We start from the raw sequence: 16,853 nt of genomic DNA, 5'->3' as shown, positions 1-16,853 counted from the left end.
AGCTAAGTGGTGATGAGTTATAAGCCAAAGTGCTGTTTAATACTTTTAAAATAACGGCGGCTTACCGGCAGTTGCTGACCACTGCGGGTAAATAATTGAGCTCCACCGTTGTCTTCCATGGCTATTTCGGAAATGGCTTCTACATTCACTAGGTGTTGCCGATGGCAGCGCAGCAGGGAGGATTTTTCTTCCAATACCTTTAGCGTGAGCTGAGTATGGTAGGTACCGTTTTTGGTGGTGACATGCACGCCGCTGACATCACTGGAGGCATACTCGATGTCTTCGAGGCGAACCAGTTTAACCCGCTGTTGAAAGTAACAAGGGATCAGTTTAAGTTCCTGGCCCTTTAGCATATTTTGGTAGCTATGCTGTGCTTGTTCTTGGCCGCCGTCGTTACGAGCAAGGCGTTCTTGTAGGCGTTGAATAGACTTGTTCAGGCGTTGTTGGTTAATCGGCTTTAGCAGGTAGTCTACGGCGTTTTGCTCAAAGGCATCTAAGGCGAACTGGTCGTAAGCGGTAACAAAGACAATCGCTGGCGCATTCTCGCTATCTAGCATGTTGGCCAGTTCTAAGCCGCTCACTTGCGGCATTTCTATGTCTAAAAAGAGAATGTCTGGCTGTAGCTGCTTGAGGTTTTTTAAACACTCTATGGCATTGCCAAACTGGGCCACCACTTCAAGTTCGGGGTAGGCCTGAAGCATTTCAAACAGTTCTTCGCGGGCTAGCGGTTCATCGTCGACGATGACGGCTCTCATGGCTTAGGCTCCCTCGGCAGTGAAATAATTACCCGTGTATATTGGTTTAATTGGCATTCTACACTTAGGCCGTAGTGGCTACCAAAGGCATTACGCAGGCGGGTATCGACAATGTGCATGCCCAAGCCTTCGTGGGTGGCTTGGTCGGGGTGCTCATATAGACCGGCGTTGTCTTCCACCACTAACTGTTTAATACCATTATGTACTCGGCTATATATGGTGATTTCCCCGGTCTCTAGTAAGTGTGCGGTGCCGTGTTTAATGGCGTTTTCAACCAGCGGCTGCAGAGTGAAGGTGGGTAATTCTAGTTGTAAAAAATCTTCGGCAATATCTTGTTTAATCACTAAGCGGTCGGCAAAGCGCACCTGCTCAATATGTAAGTAAGCATTTACATGCTCCAACTCAGCACTAAGGCGGGTGGTTTGTTGATTACGCTTGAGGTTGACCCGTAAAAACAGCGCTAAATCGGCGATTAGCTGCCGCGCTGCGTTGGCGTCGCGCTTGACCACGGCACTAATGGTATTTAGTGCATTAAATAAAAAGTGGGGGTTAATTTGGGCTCTGGCTAGCTTCAGCTCTGCCTCGGTAAGCAGCTGCTGCTGATGCTGAACCTGGCTTTCTCTCACCTGTTCGGCGATGACTTTAGCGATGCCTTCGCCTAGGGCGCGGTTTATATGAAGAAATAAGCGACGTTTAGATTCGTACAGTTTAACTGTACCGATTACCTCATTCTCGCCACCTCGAATCGGCACTACCAAGGATGAACCTAAGGGGCATTTGTCACTGGAACTGCAGCGGTAGGGTTCTTCTACACCATCGGCGAAGACGATTTTGTTTTCGTTAATGGCTTGATGGGTTTGTTTAGATGCGATGGGGCGGTTGGCTTTGTGGTGATCTTCGCCCAAGCCGGTAAAGGCCAATACTTGCTGAGTATCGGTGATGGCTACCGCCGATACGCCAGTTTCTTCGCGAATGATGTTAGCAATACGGATGGCATCGGCCTGCTTAAAGCCGTCATGAAAGGTGCCTACCATGCGCTGGGCCAAATTTAAGGCCTTTGCCGATGAATGGCTGGTAAATTTGTCGTAGAGGTGGCGTCTATCGCGGATCATCATCATAAACAGCGCCGCGCCAACCGAGTTAGCTGTCAGCATCGGCAGGGCGATCACTTCCACTAGGTGCAGGGCCTGCTCGAAGGGTTTCGCGATGAGCAAAATTAGCAGCATTTGCAAGGCTTCGGCCAGCAGGGTGGCCACAAACGCAATAGAAGGAGAAAATAGATGCTCATTATGGCTGCTGCGACGGCGGATCCACAGGTGAAATAGCCCCCCAACCAAGCCTTCAAGGGTGGTTGAAATGGCGCAGGCTAAATCGGTAAAGCCGCCCATGAAATAGCGATGAATACCGCCGGTAAAGCCGACCAGAATGCCTACCACTGGCCCACCCAATAAACCGCCTAATACCGCACCTACCGCTCGGGTATTGGCAATCGCATCATCAATGGCTAAACCAAAGTAAGTACCTAAAATACAAAAGCCCGAAAATAAACAATATAAGATGAAGGTATTGGGTAAGCGCGGCGACAAATTACTGAGAGGTAGAAAGGCTGGAGTTTTGCTTAATAGGTAGGCAATCACCAGAAAAACACTCATTTGTTGAGCTAAAGACAATAACAGGGAAAAATCACTCAAAATCATCAGCTATTAAAGCCTCGCAAGTTGGCGAAAGGATATCTGGTATTCACGCTAGATGGCAGCATATTAGCATACTGTTTCTGGCAACTAATAGGACTAAACAAAAGTGGCCTCAAGGCTGTTAACATGCTGGTAACGCTTGACTGCTTGCAAAAGCCGCTATCACTGGTATTGTGGTCGGTTTCTATAATAATTAATCCCACTCAGGGAAAGGAAAAGTGTGGTGAGTGTCACCGCCGGAGTATAAAGAGCAAATGCAAAACGATCCCATTAATGATATTCATATCACTTCAGAACAAGTATTAATCACCCCCGAGCAATTACGTCAAAAGCTACCCGTTTCTAAAGAAGCCTTAGACTTTGTTCTGCAATCTCGCAAAACCATTGCTGATATTTGTCATCATCGTGACCCACGTTTGTTGGTGATCACCGGTCCTTGTTCTATTCATGATTTAGACCAAGCTAAAGAATATGCAACGCGACTTAAAAAACTACATGATCAATATAGCGATCGCTTATTTATCGTGATGCGAGTTTACTTTGAAAAGCCGCGTACTACCGTGGGCTGGAAAGGTTTTATCAACGACCCTCACATGGATAACTCTTTTGATGTTGAGACCGGTTTGCATAACGCCCGTGAACTACTGACTTGGATTGCCGAGTTAGGTCTACCTGTTGCTACCGAAGCGCTAGACCCAATTAGCCCACAATACTTGTCTGAGCTATTTTCTTGGGCTGCCATTGGCGCGCGTACTACCGAATCACAAACTCACCGTGAAATGGCCAGTGGCTTGTCTATGCCTGTGGGCTTTAAAAATGGTACAGACGGTAACCTTGGCACCGCAATTAATGCGATGCAGTCGGCGGCCTCCTCGCACCGTTTCATGGGGATTAACCAACTAGGTCAAGTGGCACTATTACAAACTCAAGGTAATGCCGATGGCCATGTGATCCTACGTGGTGGTAAACAACCTAACTACGATTCTGTGAACGTGGCCTTGGCTGAGCAAGCCATGAAAAAAGCCGGTTTAGAGCCTAAGTTGGTGGTGGATTGTAGCCACGCTAACTCTAGTAAGAACCATGAGCTACAGCCGCTAGTTGCCGACAACGTGATCAACCAAATTGAAGAAGGCAACAAGTCGATTATTGGTTTAATGTTAGAAAGTAATTTGGCAGCCGGTAATCAACCTAGCGAAGCGCCTAAGTCTGATTTGAAATACGGTGTATCGGTTACCGATGCTTGTATCGATTGGGATACTACCGCGACATTGCTAGACAAAATGTACAATGATCTTGGTGATTGCTTAGCTGCGCGTTTAGCTTAATTTATACGGAAGAAACATGGTTCAAGCCCTTAATCATTTGCGCGACCAAATCGATGAAGTTGATCAACAGCTTCTCGATTTATTGCAGCAACGAATTCAGTTGGTACATAAGGTTGGTGAAGTTAAGAATCAACATGGTCTACCAATTTATGCCCCAGAGCGTGAAGCGGCAATGCTGGCTAAACGCCGGGCGGAAGCTGAAAGCAAAGGTGTGCCTCCAGCCTTAATTGAAGACGTGTTACGTCGGGTTATGCGCGAGTCGTATACCAGCGAAAAAGACAGCGGCTTTAAAACCATTAAGCCTGAACTGGGCAACATTGTGGTGATCGGTGGCCGCGGTCAACTGGGTCGTTTGTTTGTGCAAATGTTTCGTTTATCGGGGTATCAGGTAGATGTTATTGGCAAAGAGGATTGGCAACAAGCTCCAGAGCTATTTGCCTCTGCTGGCTTGGTCTTGGTGTCGGTGCCGATTAACCTCACCGAACAAATTATCGCGCGTTTAGATTGTTTGCCAGAGAATTGCATTCTTGCCGATATTACCAGTATTAAGGCTGCGCCTTTAGCTAAGATGTTGGCGGTGCATAAAGGCCCTGTTGTGGGGCTACACCCGATGTTTGGTCCGGATGTACCAAGCCTTGCTAAGCAAGTCATTGTGTATGCCGATGGCCGTGGTAGCGAACAATACCAATGGTTATTGCAACAAATGGCTATTTGGGGAGCGCGTTTACATCAGGTTGAGGCCGAAAGCCACGACAAAGCCATGACGCTCATTCAATCTTTGCGCCACTTTACCTCTTTCGCTTATGGGGTTCACTTGGCTCAAGAAGAGGCCGATCTGGAATTGCTGCTGGACTTAAGCTCGCCGATTTATCGCCTTGAGCTAGCCATGGTAGGACGTTTGTTCGCTCAGTCTCCTCATCTGTATGCCGATATTATTATGGCGTCGGAACAGAGTAAGGCGATGATTAAACGCTACCACCATAATTTTGGTGAGCTGCTTAAATTGCTAGAAAACGAAGACAAAGCCGGTTTTATTAAGGCTTTTGAACGGGTGAGTGAGTGGTTTGGTGATTACTCCGAAGAGTTTTTAAAAGAGAGCCGAGGTTTGTTACAGCAGGCCAATGATAGCCGTCGAGGCTAACAGCATTAAGCCATAAATTAATTAGCCAGTCGCAGACTGGCTTTTTTGTGTCTCAGACTTCAGCTTAGCCGCTTTGGGCTGCTTCTAGCTGCTGTTTTAGCCAGGCTAAAGCTTCACACCTATTGTCAAATATTTTTAGGCTTTCGCCTGCTTGTAGATAGATTTGGCTGAGATGCCATTTGGCCATGTCTGGGACACTGGCATGGGTAAGAATTAAAGCGGTAGCCACACGGCCACGCAGTTTTTCTTTTTTTATCCATCCTACCAGTTGCTCGGCAGCATCCTCGGTATAAAAGGCTTCGCCATGAAAAGTGGCCAATACCGCCCAAGGGGAATCAAGAAGTTGATTAAGAATGGGCGCGGCAGCGGCGCCGCTTTGTTGCATTTGTTCTAGGTTCCAAGGGCCGGTGCCCTCTAGTTCCATGATTTTACCGTTAACCGAAAATGTGACAGTACCATGTGCTTCGCGCAATACTTTCTCCTAATTAACTGCTAGATGCTTAAGAGGCGCAGAATTGCAAATTATCCTGAGTCGAATAGTTACGCAAGTTTTAGCCCTCAAAACAGTCTTTCGCCAAGTTGGGATTTTGTAAACTTGGGCTTACTGCTTGGCTGAGTGACGGGGTGGAGGCTGCTTGAATGAAGAAAAACCACTTATTTGGCATTTTCATTACGCCTAACTATGTTTATTCCTGTCTTTATTGGTTAAAATTGCGCGTTTTTGGTACTTCGAGGCAGGTCATTGCAAGATGTTTGAAATTAATTCGGTGAATAACACTTTAGCAGATATAAAAGAGCGCACAGAAGTGCTCCGGGGGTATCTTTGACTACGCTGCTAAAGCAGAGCAGTTAGAAGAAGTGAGTCGCGAATTAGAACAACCTGAAATTTGGAATGATCCGGCGCGAGCGCAAGCCTTAGGTAAAGAGCGCTCAGCCTTAGAACAGGTGGTGAATACCATCGATCAGTTAACTCAGGGAACCGACGATGTTGCCGGTTTAATTGAGTTAGCGGTAGAAGAGAATGACCAAGAAACCTTTGATGAGGCCCAAGCCGAAGCCGAAGAATTGGTAAAACAATTAGAGAAACTCGAGTTTCGCCGGATGTTTTCTGGCGAGATGGATGACAGCGATTGTTATATTGATATTCAATCTGGCTCTGGTGGCACCGAAGCGCAAGATTGGGCCAATATGATGCTACGCATGTACTTGCGTTGGTGTGAAGCCCATCAGTTTAAAGCTGAAATTGTGGAGCTCTCCGAAGGTGAGGTGGCAGGCATTAAAGGGGCAACCATTAAGGTGACGGGTGAATACGCCTATGGTTGGTTGCGCACCGAAACCGGGGTGCATCGTTTGGTACGTAAGTCGCCTTTTGACTCCGGTGGGCGTCGCCATACTTCATTTGCTTCGGCGTTTATCTACCCTGAAATTGATGACAGTATCGAAGTTGATATTGACCCGAGTGATTTACGTATCGATGTTTACCGTGCCTCTGGAGCGGGTGGGCAACACGTAAACCGCACCGAGTCGGCGGTACGGATCACCCACTTACCCACCAATACGGTGGTGCAGTGCCAAAACGATCGTTCGCAACACAAGAATAAAGATCAAGCAATGAAGCAGCTTAAAGCCAAATTGTTTGAGCTAGAATTGCAAAAGCAAAATGCGGAAAAACAAGCTGCGGAAGACAACAAATCGGATATTGGCTGGGGTAGTCAAATCCGTTCTTACGTACTTGATGATTCACGTATTAAAGACCTACGTACTGGCGTTGAGAATCGTAATACTCAAGCAGTACTAGATGGTGATTTAGATAAATTTATTGAAGCTAGCCTTAAGTCAGGGCTGTAACGAGCAAGGTTTTCACATGTCGGAACAAACAGAACAAAGTCTGGAACAAGCAGCACAAGAAGAAAATAAACTGATTGCAGAGCGTCGCGCTAAGTTAGATAAGATCCGCGAAACTTGCTCGGCCAACGGCCACCCCAACGATTTTAAACGTGAGCACCTAGCAAACGATTTACAACAAAAGTTTGGTGAAGAGAGCAAAGAAGAGCTGGAAGCTGCGGCAAATGTAGTGAGCATTGCTGGCCGTATCATGGCTAAACGTGGCCCCTTCTTGGTGATTCAAGATGTCTCTGGTCGCATTCAGGCTTATGCATCGAAGACCGTTCAAAAAGAGCTAAAAGAAATTGGTGGCTTGGATATTGGCGATATTATTGGTGTGAAAGGCGCTTTACATAAATCAGGTAAAGGCGACCTTTACGTGAATATGGACGAGTACAGCTTACTAACTAAAGCGCTACGCCCTTTGCCTGAAAAATTCCATGGTTTAACCGACCAAGAACAACGTTACCGTCAGCGTTACGTTGATTTGATCATGAACGAAGAATCTCGTAACACCTTTATTATTCGTTCGAAGATCATTAACGCTATTCGTCAGTTCATGACTCAACGTGACTTTATGGAAGTGGAAACGCCAATGATGCAGGTGATTCCCGGTGGCGCGTCGGCGCGTCCGTTCATTACTCACCATAATGCTCTAGACCAAGAAATGTTTTTGCGGATTGCCCCAGAGCTTTACTTGAAACGTTTGGTTGTGGGTGGTTTTGAGCGTGTATTTGAAATTAACCGTAACTTCCGTAACGAGGGTTTATCTCCTCGCCACAATCCAGAATTCACTATGATGGAATTCTACATGGCTTACGCGACCTTTGAAGATCTTATGGATTTGACTGAGGAAATGCTGCGCAGCGTGACTGAGCAAGTGTTGGGTAGCTCAATCGTTACCTACGGTGAAGAGCAATTTGACTTTGGTAGCGCTTATAAACGTATTTCTATGAAGCAGTCGGTATTGGATTACAACCCTGAAGTGACCGAGGACCAACTAGCCACCCTTGAGAAGGCGAGCGAAGTAGCTAAAGACCTAGGCATTGAAGTGCAAGCTAGCTGGGGCTTAGGTAAGGTGATTACCGAGATCTTCGAAGCAACGGTCGAGCACCGTTTGATTCAACCGACCTTTATTACCGAGTACCCAGCAGAGGTGTCGCCACTGGCTCGTCGTAATGACAAAGACCCCTTCATCACTGACCGTTTTGAATTCTTTGTGGGTGGGCGAGAAATTGCTAATGGTTTCTCTGAGTTGAATGATGCGCATGACCAAGACCAACGTTTTAAAGATCAGGTATCGCAAAAAGATGCTGGCGATGATGAAGCCATGTTCTACGACGCTGACTACATCACCGCCTTAGAGCACGGTTTAGCGCCTACTGCTGGTCAGGGCATTGGTATTGATCGCCTAGTGATGTTATTTACTGATAGCCATACTATTCGTGACGTGATCTTGTTCCCAGCGATGCGCCCACAAGCTTAAGCGTTTTTAGCTAAAGATTTAAAGGCCATTCCCTTATGGCGAGTGGCTTTTTTTTATCTGTTTTGCGTATAGTAGCATTATGGCTTGGCATCACTTGCTTTGGCTTATAGGGAGAAGGATAGTGAAAATGTTGGCAGCGGTAGTAGCAATAATCATACTGGCAGTGGTGGCGGTAATGGTTTATCAAAATCTGACTCCACCGAGTCAGCTGGGGCTTCATCAAGGGCGGTTAGCGGCTTTAGCTAGCACTCCCAATGGGGTATCAACTATGGCCCAAGATAGCGATAAAAGCGTAGCGCCTTTAAACTTTAAAGCCGACTTAAAGGCGACTCAGTTAGCCGCCTTACGCGCCTTCGCTCACATGCCTAATAACCAAATAATAGAGCGTAATGAACGCTATGTTCACGCGGTGTTTTTTAGCCCGAGAATGGGCTTTAGAGATGACGTGGAATTGTATTTTGACCAACAAAATCAAGTATTGCATTACCGCTCGCAATCGCGAGTAGGTTATTCGGATATGGGCGTAAATCGGCAGCGCTATCAGCGTTTTGCTGAATTGTATGCAGAAGCACCTTAGATTTTGTGTCTGTGCTTGCAGCTTCAAGTTTTGCTGTAAACCAAAGCGTGACCCATTATTCAAAAGCATTTATTAGTGTTTGCTAATCTCCTTGTTTGACCTAAGTTGAGATTATCTAAGCTAAAAGTTGAGTTTGATGAAGTCACTGCTTGTTGTCTGTTTACTTGGGCTATTTAGCCTTAGCGGTTCTGCTGAATCGGCAAAACCACGTTATTTAGTGGTGCCTAAGAGTGTGAATTCCCCTTATTTTGACGAGGTTGAGCGCGGTTGCATCGCGGCTGCCAAGGAGTTAGCCGTAGAGTGTTTATATGTGGGCTCCTATGAGGCTGATGCGCGCTTTCAAGACCGTATTATCGCCGAGCATCTTAATGAACACATAGATGGTATTGCGGTGTCAGTGATTAATTCTCGTGTGCTAGTTAACCGCAGCATGTTATTAGCGGCCAAGCAATCTGTTCCGGTGGTGACCTTTGATTCGGATTTTTCGGCAAAGGTATTGGCTCAAAATCCGGCCTTACGGGCCAGTTACATCGGTAGTGATAATTTTCAATTCGGCTTTCAGCTGGGATTATTAGCGAAGCGTTTTAAACCTGAAGGTGGGATTTTTGTGTATTGTCGGGCCATCGCGCGGCCAGCAATATGCAGCAGCGCTTGGCTGGTTTGTATGCGGCTTTAGGCCCTCAAAACTCGGAAAACAGTAGCTGGGAGGAACATTCTCGCTGCCCGATTTATTCCGATGATGATGCCGAGCGGGCTTTATCTAACCTGGAAAAAATGATGCGCTTACATGTGTATGCGCCAGAGTTACTGGATGTTTTGATTAACTTAGGTACAGGAGCGCAAAGCGAAGTTTTAAAATATAGCGATGAGGTGGGGCACTATCAGAATGTCATCGATAAGCAGCAGTTAGTGCTGCTGTTTGGCGATACTTTACCTTCGCAAAAAAAATTATTGGAAGCGGGATTAGCGCATGGCAACGTAGGTCAGCGACCTTACGACATGGGCTATCAGGCGATTTATACCTTGCATGCCCTGAATCAGGGTAAGTCGGTTCAGCCAATCATTTATACGCCACTGGAGGTGTGTGTGGCAGGCAAACAACCGCTTTGTCAGTGAGCTTGCCGCGTCGTGAAGACGCGCAACGCGCTGCTTGATTTTGTTATGTTTGTCCGTAATCGCTCAAACTAAAGGCTGCCAGCAATTCCTAGAGGCGGATGTTTATTTCAACTCTGTTGGCGAGAGGTTAAGTTTTTAGTTAGTTGAGTCTGTCCTTTCGCTAGTTTCAGGTAACGGTTCACTCGCATCAACACCTATGCTCGCAGAGCGGCTGCTGCTTCTGTGCGTTTGGTGGCGCTCTCGAAAAAAATCGATATTAGTTAGCGATTTTTCTTGTAAGTTTTTGAATTAATATTATTTATGTGTAAGGTGAAAGCTGATTCACGGTCATGGATAGGCCAATGGTAGAGCCATTAATACTGAGTAAACATTTAGCCAAAAGTTTAGGCCACTCGCATTTACGCATTGCCGGAGAGTATTGGCATCTTAGCGAAATATTGCAGTTGCAAGCCTTGTTGTTTGAGCATGCGCCGGTTCTTAACGAAGGTTTGGTGTGGTGGGCAAAATGTGTGTCTTTACTCGACCGAAGTGTTTATGTAGAGCTGCAAGAGCAAGCGGAAGGCGTGAGTTTAAGTTTACGCTGCCGTGAACAACATAGTGCTCCATCGTGGGCAGAGAACTTACTCGGTCAATTATACCAACAGCTACAGCAGCGCTGTGAAGCCAGTCAGCTTAAGTTGTTGAATGCGCAAAGTTTGTGGCTTGCTGAAGCGGCCCGCAGTTTAAGCTTAGCGCAGCAGAGCGAATTACATCATCTCGCCAAGAAGGTCCTGGTGTTACTCATGCATCAGTCGATTGAGCGTCCCGATCTGCAAACCCAATTGAGGCGGAGCATTCAAGCGGGTATTGAACAGCCCTTAAATATTGCCGGTGTGGCTAAACAACTGGGCTTGTCTACGCGTACTCTCCAGCGGCGGCTGAATGCTAAACAACTGAATTTCAGCCAATTGGTAGAAGATGAGAAGAAAACGCTGGCCTTAAATCTATTGGCAGACACCAATTTGCCGGTTGCACAGATTGCGCTGCGTTTGGGCTATGATGACCCGGCTAACTTTCATCGCTCGTTTCGTCGTTGGTTTAATTTTAAGCCCAGTGCTTATCGTCGTCAGTGCCAACAGAACCGTGTTCAATCAAAACAAATGCCGGTGCGCCTGCATTATGCCCGCGGGCCAATTGGCCAACCGGGCGAGCTACATACTCAAGAAGGCCAAGTTTGGTTGGAAGTAGATAATATCGCCTTTGAAAAAGTAGTGAGTGTTGAGTGCAAAGATCATGATGGCATTTGGCGCCATTACCCCGCCTTTTTTAACGATTTTTTGGCCGAAGGCACTGAGCTTTGGTCCACGGCGAACTTACCCGTGGCACAGCCTCTGCGCTTTCGCTTGCGCTACGAAGTAGACGGCGAGATCTACGTAAATGACAATCAGCAGCAAGACTATTTAGTGACGCAGCGCCTATTGCTCGGGGCGCCTAGCTATATTGTGCCTACCCTGCATATGATTAAGATCGGTTTTGCCTACCAACTGTTTATTGAGTTGGCCTGTCGCTTAGAGGGGGTTGCGCAAATCCTTTGTTATGTTGATGAGCTGCAACAGCCCTTGGCCCTGCAACAGGTGAGTAGCAACTCTCATTACTCTATGTGGAGTTTGTCGAGCCCCTTTCCTACATTAGCAAAACGTTGCAGCTTTCGCTTATATGATGCGCAGAGCCAAGAGTTGGCGACTCAGCACTACCCTCAATATTATCAATTTGTGCCGCCACTGGCTTAATAGGGCGTTGTTGTCATGCCGAACCGGATTAAAAACGTTGCCTTGCTCACAGCTTAGGTTGGCTGGCGCATCTTTGCAGGATAATTGGCGCATTATGACACTTAAAAGGCCTCGGCTTTCACATACTGTTGCAAGCCTAATTGCACACTATGGAAGGCGATATGAAAAGTACCAAACACTTTTATGCAAAGCCTATGGGCGCGCTGGCTGTTGCCGTTGCGTTAGCCTTGGGCGGCTGTAACTCGGATGATGAAACTACGGTTGTTAACGGTAGCCATGTAAGCTCACCGGAATGGCAGGATCAAATCATCTATTTCTTAATGATAGACCGTTTTAATGACGGCGATGTTAGTAATAGTGACCAGGGGCAGGGAGAGTTTGACCCCACTTCGGAGAAGAAATTCAGTGGTGGAGACCTTCTCGGTGTTAGTGATAAATTGGATTATATTCAAGAGCTTGGGGCTAGTTCTGTATGGATAACGCCACCAGTGGCGAATCAGTGGTGGGATAATGAGCAGGACTATGGCGGCTACCATGGCTATTGGGCTAGAGACCTACAGCAAGTGGATGAGCACTTCGGTGATATGACAAGTTATCGAAACTTGGCGCGAGATATACATGACCGCAATATGTATCTAATTCAAGATATTGTTGCCAACCATGTGGGTAACTATTTTACCTATGATCAGCCATGGGAATACGATTCTAGCCTACCTTGTGCCGGTTTTCGTTTAATTAGTAACGCCCTAGCGCCTGGTCAGAGTCTGCCTTACCCCTTAAACCAAAATGCTTGTCGTGAAGATGGCAGTGGCAGTTACCACTGGACACCTAGTATCAGTGATCACAACGACCCGCTACAAGAAAAAACCTGGCAATTATCCGATCTAGATGATTTAAATACTACTGACCCAGAAGTCATTGCTTACTTGAAACAGAGCTATCGTAAGTGGATCCGTGAGGTTGGGGTAGATGCTTTTCGTATTGACACAGTGAAGTTTGTTGACCATCCGTTCTGGCACGACTTCTTACATGCTGATGACGGTATTATGGCGCAGGCCGAGCAAACCGGGCGTGAGCAGTTTTTAACTTTTGGTGAAGTGTTTGAAAGTTCTACTGCCTACAATACCGAAGGTGAGCAGAAAATGCTGACGTATCTAGGAGAGGGTGATAATCAGCAATTAGCGTCGGTGCTTAACTTCCCACTACAAACCACCATGACTCGGGTATTTGCTGGCGGGCAAGCTACCGATTATTTACGCTTTCGCTTAGAAAAGATGATGGAGTTATTTCCTAACCCTTATCTGTTACCCAACTTCATCGACAATCACGACATGCCGCGTTTTCTGTCCCAAGCCAGCACAGCCGATTTGAAACAGGCGTTGATGACGCTGCTTACCGTTCCGGGGATCCCTGTGATTTACCAAGGTACTGAGCAAGCCATGGTTGCGAGCCGTGATGCGATGTTTGAAGGAGGTTACCGTGAAGATGGTGAGCAAACCGATGCATTTGACCAAAATAGTGAAATGTATAAGTTTATTCAGCAGTTAGCGCAGTTGCGACGTAATAATCCAGTATTAACCCGTGGTGATATAGAGGTTATCGCCAGTGATAAAGCCGGCGCTGGTGTATTTAGTTTTGTTCGCAAATATGCTGATCAAGAAGTATTAGTGCTGATGAATACCGCCACAGTGCCGATGTTGCTTAACCACTTAAATCTGCAACAGCCAGAAGGCACGGTATTTGAGCAGCAAATTCAAGCTAACTGGCCACAAGCGCCAGGCGCATTGGTGAGTGATGCTAACGGCGAGTTGAGTTTAAGTTTACCCGCTAAAGCTGCTGTGGTGTATTTCAAAACCAATAACATGGCGCCAGTAGACACTCCTGAATTAAGCATTACTTTAAGCGATGACTGGAATCAGCGAACCATTACTCAAGATACCTTGATTAGTGGCAGCGCGGAGCCAAATCAGCACTTGCAATTAGTGGTAGATGGTAATTTGGCCAAGGCTACCGCGTTTCAGGCCGACGACAGTGGTCAGTGGTCTGTCACCTTGTCGACTCGTCATTTTGCCATTGGAGAGCAGCAACATCGTTTTGCCATCTATTCACCTGAGCAAGCCGCTGGCTTGGCAGATGTGCACTTTACCTCGAATTTGGCTTGGTCGCAGACTGCCGACTTAGTTATCGACGACAGTGGCGATGCCCAGCAGGGCGCGGGTGGTCCAAATGGCGTGTATTCTCTTCCTTCGGACCCCAGTTTTGACCAAGTGAATAGTCAATTGGCGATTGAACAAGCTGAGGTTTACACCGTAGGCAGCAACGTTCGCCTAAAACTGACTATGAACAATTTGACTGACACTTGGTTGCCACCTAACGGCTTCGATCATGTTGGGTTCACTATTTTCATTGATCTCCCTGAGCATGCGGATAGTGGTGAAACTGTATTACCGAAATTGAGTGCCAGCATGCCTAGTGGCACTTGGAATCTTAATGCGGTGATATTTGGCTGGCAAAACTCTATCTATAATAGTGAGGGAGCCAATGCCACCACGTGGGGAGAAGCCGTTACTCCAGCTCCTCAGGTGAGTGTTGATAAACAGCAACGCGCCATATACATGGACTTTGCTAGCGATACTCTAGGTCGCCCAGAGAGTTTAGATGGCATTCGTTTCTACGTAACGACTTGGGATCTTGATGGTCTGTCTGCCACTTACCGTCCATTGGCTATCGATGCTGGTCCTTGGAATTTCTCGGGTGGTGCAGCGGATGAAGCCAAAATATGGGATGAGTTACCGATAATTACGCTGTCGGAATAAGTCTAAATTTTAGCCTAACCAACTAGCCCTACTTCGGTAGGGCTTTTTTGTGCCGTAGTAAACGCTGTTGGTTTTGAGCGGCTAATACCATCGGCGCGGCGACGCTGGTGGCGGTATCTTGGTCGAGTAAGTGTTCGACTAAGCTCAAGCTAAACTCTAAGGCGGTTCCCGGCCCTTGGCTGGTAATGAGGCGCTGGCTGAGATCCACTACCACTCGCTGTTGGCTTAGTTGCTTGGCTGAAATCTGTTGCTGGAAGGCGGGGTGACAAGTCATTTGCGCTTCACTACAAATGTGATGGGTAGCCAATACTACGGCAGGCGCTGCGCAAATAGCAGCCAGCCACTGTCCTGCTAGTCGTTGTTTCAGTAACTCAACCAGTTGTTGGTTATCGCGAAAAACTTCGCTGCCGGGGAGACCACCGGGCAATACCAACATTTGGTAGTCACTGGCTACAACATCGTTTAAATGGCAATCTGCCACCAATTTTACTCCTCTAGAGGCGGTGATTTGCAATTTGCCTTGTGGGCAGACGCTGACCACATCCACCTCTAGCTCAGCTCGGCGCAGCACATCAATAATTGTTACCGCTTCTATCTCTTCGCTTCCTGGGGCTATTGCCACCATGATTTTATGCATAATCTTGCTCCATCTGTTTGATGCGTTGTAGCAGCGCGAGGTTGCATGGAGTATCCAATCCATGTCGTTTGGCGCATTCCACCAAGTACCCATTAATGTAGTCTATTTCGCTGCGGCGTTGCTGTGCGAGATCTTGTTGCATCGAGGAAAAGTTATTGGCGGTGAGTTTGGCAACCTGCAGCACGCTTTGTTGTAGTTGTTGCTCGCTGAGTGCTATGCTCTCGAGCGCAGCCGTGTGACTGATTTCTGCGCATAAGTGGGTAATTTCGGATTGATACTGCGGTTTTAATAACTCGCCATTGCGACAGCGGTGAATCGCTGTGAGTGGGTTAATACAACAATTAATCGCCAGTTTTTGCCATAACACCGGATAGATATTATTGTGCCAATAAACTGGTTCAAAGGCTTGGTTTAGATAAGCTAAATACTGGGGTTTTAGCACTTGGTTGAGGTAGCCGCCAAGGTCAATTTTACCTAAGCCAGTATGTTTTACTCGCAGCTGATGAGCTTGCTTGTCGATGAGCAGTGCGCCATGAGTATTACTGGCCAAAAACAGTTGCTCGGGTTTAAGGGTGCTTAGCAGACTTTGTTCGGCGCCGATGCCATTAACCATTAACAATACTTGGCAGTCTGCAGCAATGCTTAAGCCCTCTATAGCTTGAGCGACTTGGTGGGCTTTGACGCAAATGATCAGCCAACGACAAGGTGCTAACTGGTTTAAATAGGGCAGCTTAAACTGTAGCTTTACCCCTTGCCATTGCTCCAGTTCAAGTTCTAGCTGAGAAGACTCGCTTAAGCGCCGGTCCACAAAACAGACCTTGTTGTGGTTTTGGCTGAGCTTGGCCGCTATTAACCCCCTACGGCTCCGGCACCAATAATTGCGCAGTGATACATACAACCTTCGTTTATTGATTAGTGATAATTGACACAAGCGAGTGCTTGGCATGTGCCCAACCATAGTCGCTATCGCTGGCTTGTTCAATAGTAGGCAAGCGCGTCCGGTGAGGTTGTGTCATCAAACTATGGCTTACTCATGTTGCTGTGTTTGAGGCTGAAGATAGTGCTGTTGCGCTTTAGCGCATATAATGTCGAGATTATTTGATTTACTGTTTTTAGGAGAAGGCTGATGCCATCATTTGATATTGTTTCTGAGATTGATACTAACGAAGTTCGCCATGCTTGTGAGAATGCGGTGCGCGAACTCGAAACTCGCTTTGATTTTCGTGGCGTGGAAGCGAGTTTTGAATATAAAGATGGCTCGATCAAGATGACTGCGGAAGCCGAATTTCAACTCAATCAAATGTTGCACATTCTTCGTGGCACCTTGGTTAAACGTTCAGTAGACGCTAAAGCGATAGATTTAGCCGAGGTAACACGTAGCGGTAAAACCCACTCGCAAGTGGTGAACTTTAAAAATGGTATTGACCAGCCCACCGCTAAGAAAATCATTAAGCAAATCAAAGATGCCAAATTGAAAGTTCAGGCCTCTATCCAAGGCGAGCAAGTACGGGTAACCGGTAAGAAACGCGATGACTTACAGGCGGCAATGGCTTTGGTGCGTGGTGGAGACTATGACCAAGCCTTCCAGTTTAATAACTTCCGCGATTAATATTGGCTCCCAGCGGGCAGATTAAATGATTTATTTTTAAAGGC

At 46.9% G+C, this 16,853-nt stretch carries 13 protein-coding genes and 1 pseudogene; 9 read left to right on the top strand and 5 right to left on the bottom strand.

From position 1 onward, the window contains the following. Positions 1 to 17: 17 nt before the first annotated feature. Entirely contained in the window at positions 18 to 755 is a 738-nt protein-coding gene (gene btsR, locus AR383_RS07315; protein ID WP_055732540.1) for a two-component system response regulator BtsR, read from the bottom strand. After that, a complete protein-coding gene (locus tag AR383_RS07310) occupies positions 752 to 2,452 on the bottom strand; it encodes a sensor histidine kinase (RefSeq protein WP_055732539.1) in 1,701 nt (566 codons plus the stop codon). Before AR383_RS07310 ends, btsR begins: the two co-directional genes overlap by 4 nt. A 251-nt stretch (positions 2,453 to 2,703) precedes the next feature. Here AR383_RS07310 and AR383_RS07305 point away from each other — a divergent pair, with 251 nt between their 5' ends. Continuing rightward, positions 2,704 to 3,774 (top strand): 3-deoxy-7-phosphoheptulonate synthase, encoded by a 1,071-nt coding sequence (locus AR383_RS07305; protein ID WP_055734979.1) that lies wholly within the window; start codon positions 2,704 to 2,706, stop codon positions 3,772 to 3,774. Positions 3,775 to 3,790: 16 nt separating this feature from the next. Then, the gene (gene tyrA / locus AR383_RS07300; RefSeq protein WP_055732538.1) at positions 3,791 to 4,915 is read left to right on the top strand and encodes a bifunctional chorismate mutase/prephenate dehydrogenase; all 1,125 of its coding nucleotides are present in this window, start codon (positions 3,791 to 3,793) and stop codon (positions 4,913 to 4,915) included. A gap of 64 nt (positions 4,916 to 4,979) precedes the next feature. Here tyrA and AR383_RS07295 read toward each other — a convergent pair whose 3' ends face one another. Further along, positions 4,980 to 5,387, bottom strand: coding sequence for a hypothetical protein (locus AR383_RS07295; protein WP_055732537.1), 408 nt, complete (start codon positions 5,385 to 5,387; stop codon positions 4,980 to 4,982). Positions 5,388 to 5,664: 277 nt separating this feature from the next. Between AR383_RS07295 and prfB the strand changes: the two genes are divergently transcribed. From prfB to AR383_RS07260, 6 genes and pseudogenes are all read left to right on the top strand, one after another. Further along, a protein-coding gene (prfB, locus tag AR383_RS07290; protein WP_157051664.1) for a peptide chain release factor 2 occupies positions 5,665 to 6,763 on the top strand; the annotation gives its coding sequence in 2 pieces (ribosomal slippage) (positions 5,665 to 5,739 and positions 5,741 to 6,763; 1,098 coding nt in all). A gap of 40 nt (positions 6,764 to 6,803) precedes the next feature. Then, the gene (lysS, locus tag AR383_RS07285) at positions 6,804 to 8,285 is read left to right on the top strand and encodes a lysine--tRNA ligase (protein ID WP_373869471.1); all 1,482 of its coding nucleotides are present in this window, start codon (positions 6,804 to 6,806) and stop codon (positions 8,283 to 8,285) included. 127 nt (positions 8,286 to 8,412) lie between these two features. Then, positions 8,413 to 8,862, top strand: coding sequence for a DUF1499 domain-containing protein (locus AR383_RS07280; protein WP_055732535.1), 450 nt, complete (start codon positions 8,413 to 8,415; stop codon positions 8,860 to 8,862). A gap of 136 nt (positions 8,863 to 8,998) precedes the next feature. Continuing rightward, a pseudogene (locus tag AR383_RS22640) lies at positions 8,999 to 9,978 on the top strand (substrate-binding domain-containing protein). Positions 9,979 to 10,319: 341 nt separating this feature from the next. After that, the gene (locus tag AR383_RS07265; protein ID WP_055732532.1) at positions 10,320 to 11,747 is read left to right on the top strand and encodes a helix-turn-helix transcriptional regulator; all 1,428 of its coding nucleotides are present in this window, start codon (positions 10,320 to 10,322) and stop codon (positions 11,745 to 11,747) included. A gap of 161 nt (positions 11,748 to 11,908) precedes the next feature. Then, positions 11,909 to 14,563 carry an alpha-amylase family glycosyl hydrolase gene (locus AR383_RS07260; protein ID WP_055732531.1) on the top strand — a complete coding sequence of 885 codons (2,655 nt, stop codon included), beginning with the start codon at positions 11,909 to 11,911 and terminating at the stop codon, positions 14,561 to 14,563. A 28-nt stretch (positions 14,564 to 14,591) separates the two neighbouring features. Here AR383_RS07260 and AR383_RS07255 read toward each other — a convergent pair whose 3' ends face one another. Both AR383_RS07255 and AR383_RS07250 read right to left on the bottom strand, forming a co-directional pair. Further along, the gene (locus AR383_RS07255; protein ID WP_055732530.1) at positions 14,592 to 15,200 is read right to left on the bottom strand and encodes a DJ-1 family glyoxalase III; all 609 of its coding nucleotides are present in this window, start codon (positions 15,198 to 15,200) and stop codon (positions 14,592 to 14,594) included. Then, positions 15,193 to 16,146 carry a ketopantoate reductase family protein gene (locus tag AR383_RS07250; protein ID WP_198150215.1) on the bottom strand — a complete coding sequence of 318 codons (954 nt, stop codon included), beginning with the start codon at positions 16,144 to 16,146 and terminating at the stop codon, positions 15,193 to 15,195. Before AR383_RS07250 ends, AR383_RS07255 begins: the two co-directional genes overlap by 8 nt. Positions 16,147 to 16,326: 180 nt before the next feature. Between AR383_RS07250 and AR383_RS07245 the strand changes: the two genes are divergently transcribed. Next, positions 16,327 to 16,809, top strand: coding sequence for a YajQ family cyclic di-GMP-binding protein (locus AR383_RS07245; protein WP_055732528.1), 483 nt, complete (start codon positions 16,327 to 16,329; stop codon positions 16,807 to 16,809). The last annotated feature ends 44 nt before the right edge of the window (positions 16,810 to 16,853 follow it).

The organism is Agarivorans gilvus (genome assembly GCF_001420915.1).
In the GTDB taxonomy this organism is placed as follows: Bacteria; Pseudomonadota; Gammaproteobacteria; order Enterobacterales; family Celerinatantimonadaceae; genus Agarivorans; species Agarivorans gilvus.
This window is presented reverse-complemented; position numbering and strand designations above follow the sequence as displayed.

Bases quoted from the DNA above. Each gene is read 5' to 3' on its own strand.
- btsR (WP_055732540.1), bottom strand. From the start codon at position 755: ATGAGAGCCGTCATCGTCGACGATGAACCGCTAGCCCGCGAAGAACTG.
- AR383_RS07310 (WP_055732539.1), bottom strand. From the start codon at position 2,452: ATGATTTTGAGTGATTTTTCCCTGTTATTGTCTTTAGCTCAACAAATG.
- AR383_RS07305 (WP_055734979.1), top strand. From the start codon at position 2,704: ATGCAAAACGATCCCATTAATGATATTCATATCACTTCAGAACAAGTA.
- tyrA (WP_055732538.1), top strand. From the start codon at position 3,791: ATGGTTCAAGCCCTTAATCATTTGCGCGACCAAATCGATGAAGTTGAT.
- AR383_RS07280 (WP_055732535.1), top strand. From the start codon at position 8,413: ATGTTGGCAGCGGTAGTAGCAATAATCATACTGGCAGTGGTGGCGGTA.
- AR383_RS07265 (WP_055732532.1), top strand. From the start codon at position 10,320: ATGGTAGAGCCATTAATACTGAGTAAACATTTAGCCAAAAGTTTAGGC.
- AR383_RS07260 (WP_055732531.1), top strand. From the start codon at position 11,909: ATGAAAAGTACCAAACACTTTTATGCAAAGCCTATGGGCGCGCTGGCT.
- AR383_RS07255 (WP_055732530.1), bottom strand. From the start codon at position 15,200: ATGCATAAAATCATGGTGGCAATAGCCCCAGGAAGCGAAGAGATAGAA.
- AR383_RS07250 (WP_198150215.1), bottom strand. From the start codon at position 16,146: ATGCCAAGCACTCGCTTGTGTCAATTATCACTAATCAATAAACGAAGG.
- AR383_RS07245 (WP_055732528.1), top strand. From the start codon at position 16,327: ATGCCATCATTTGATATTGTTTCTGAGATTGATACTAACGAAGTTCGC.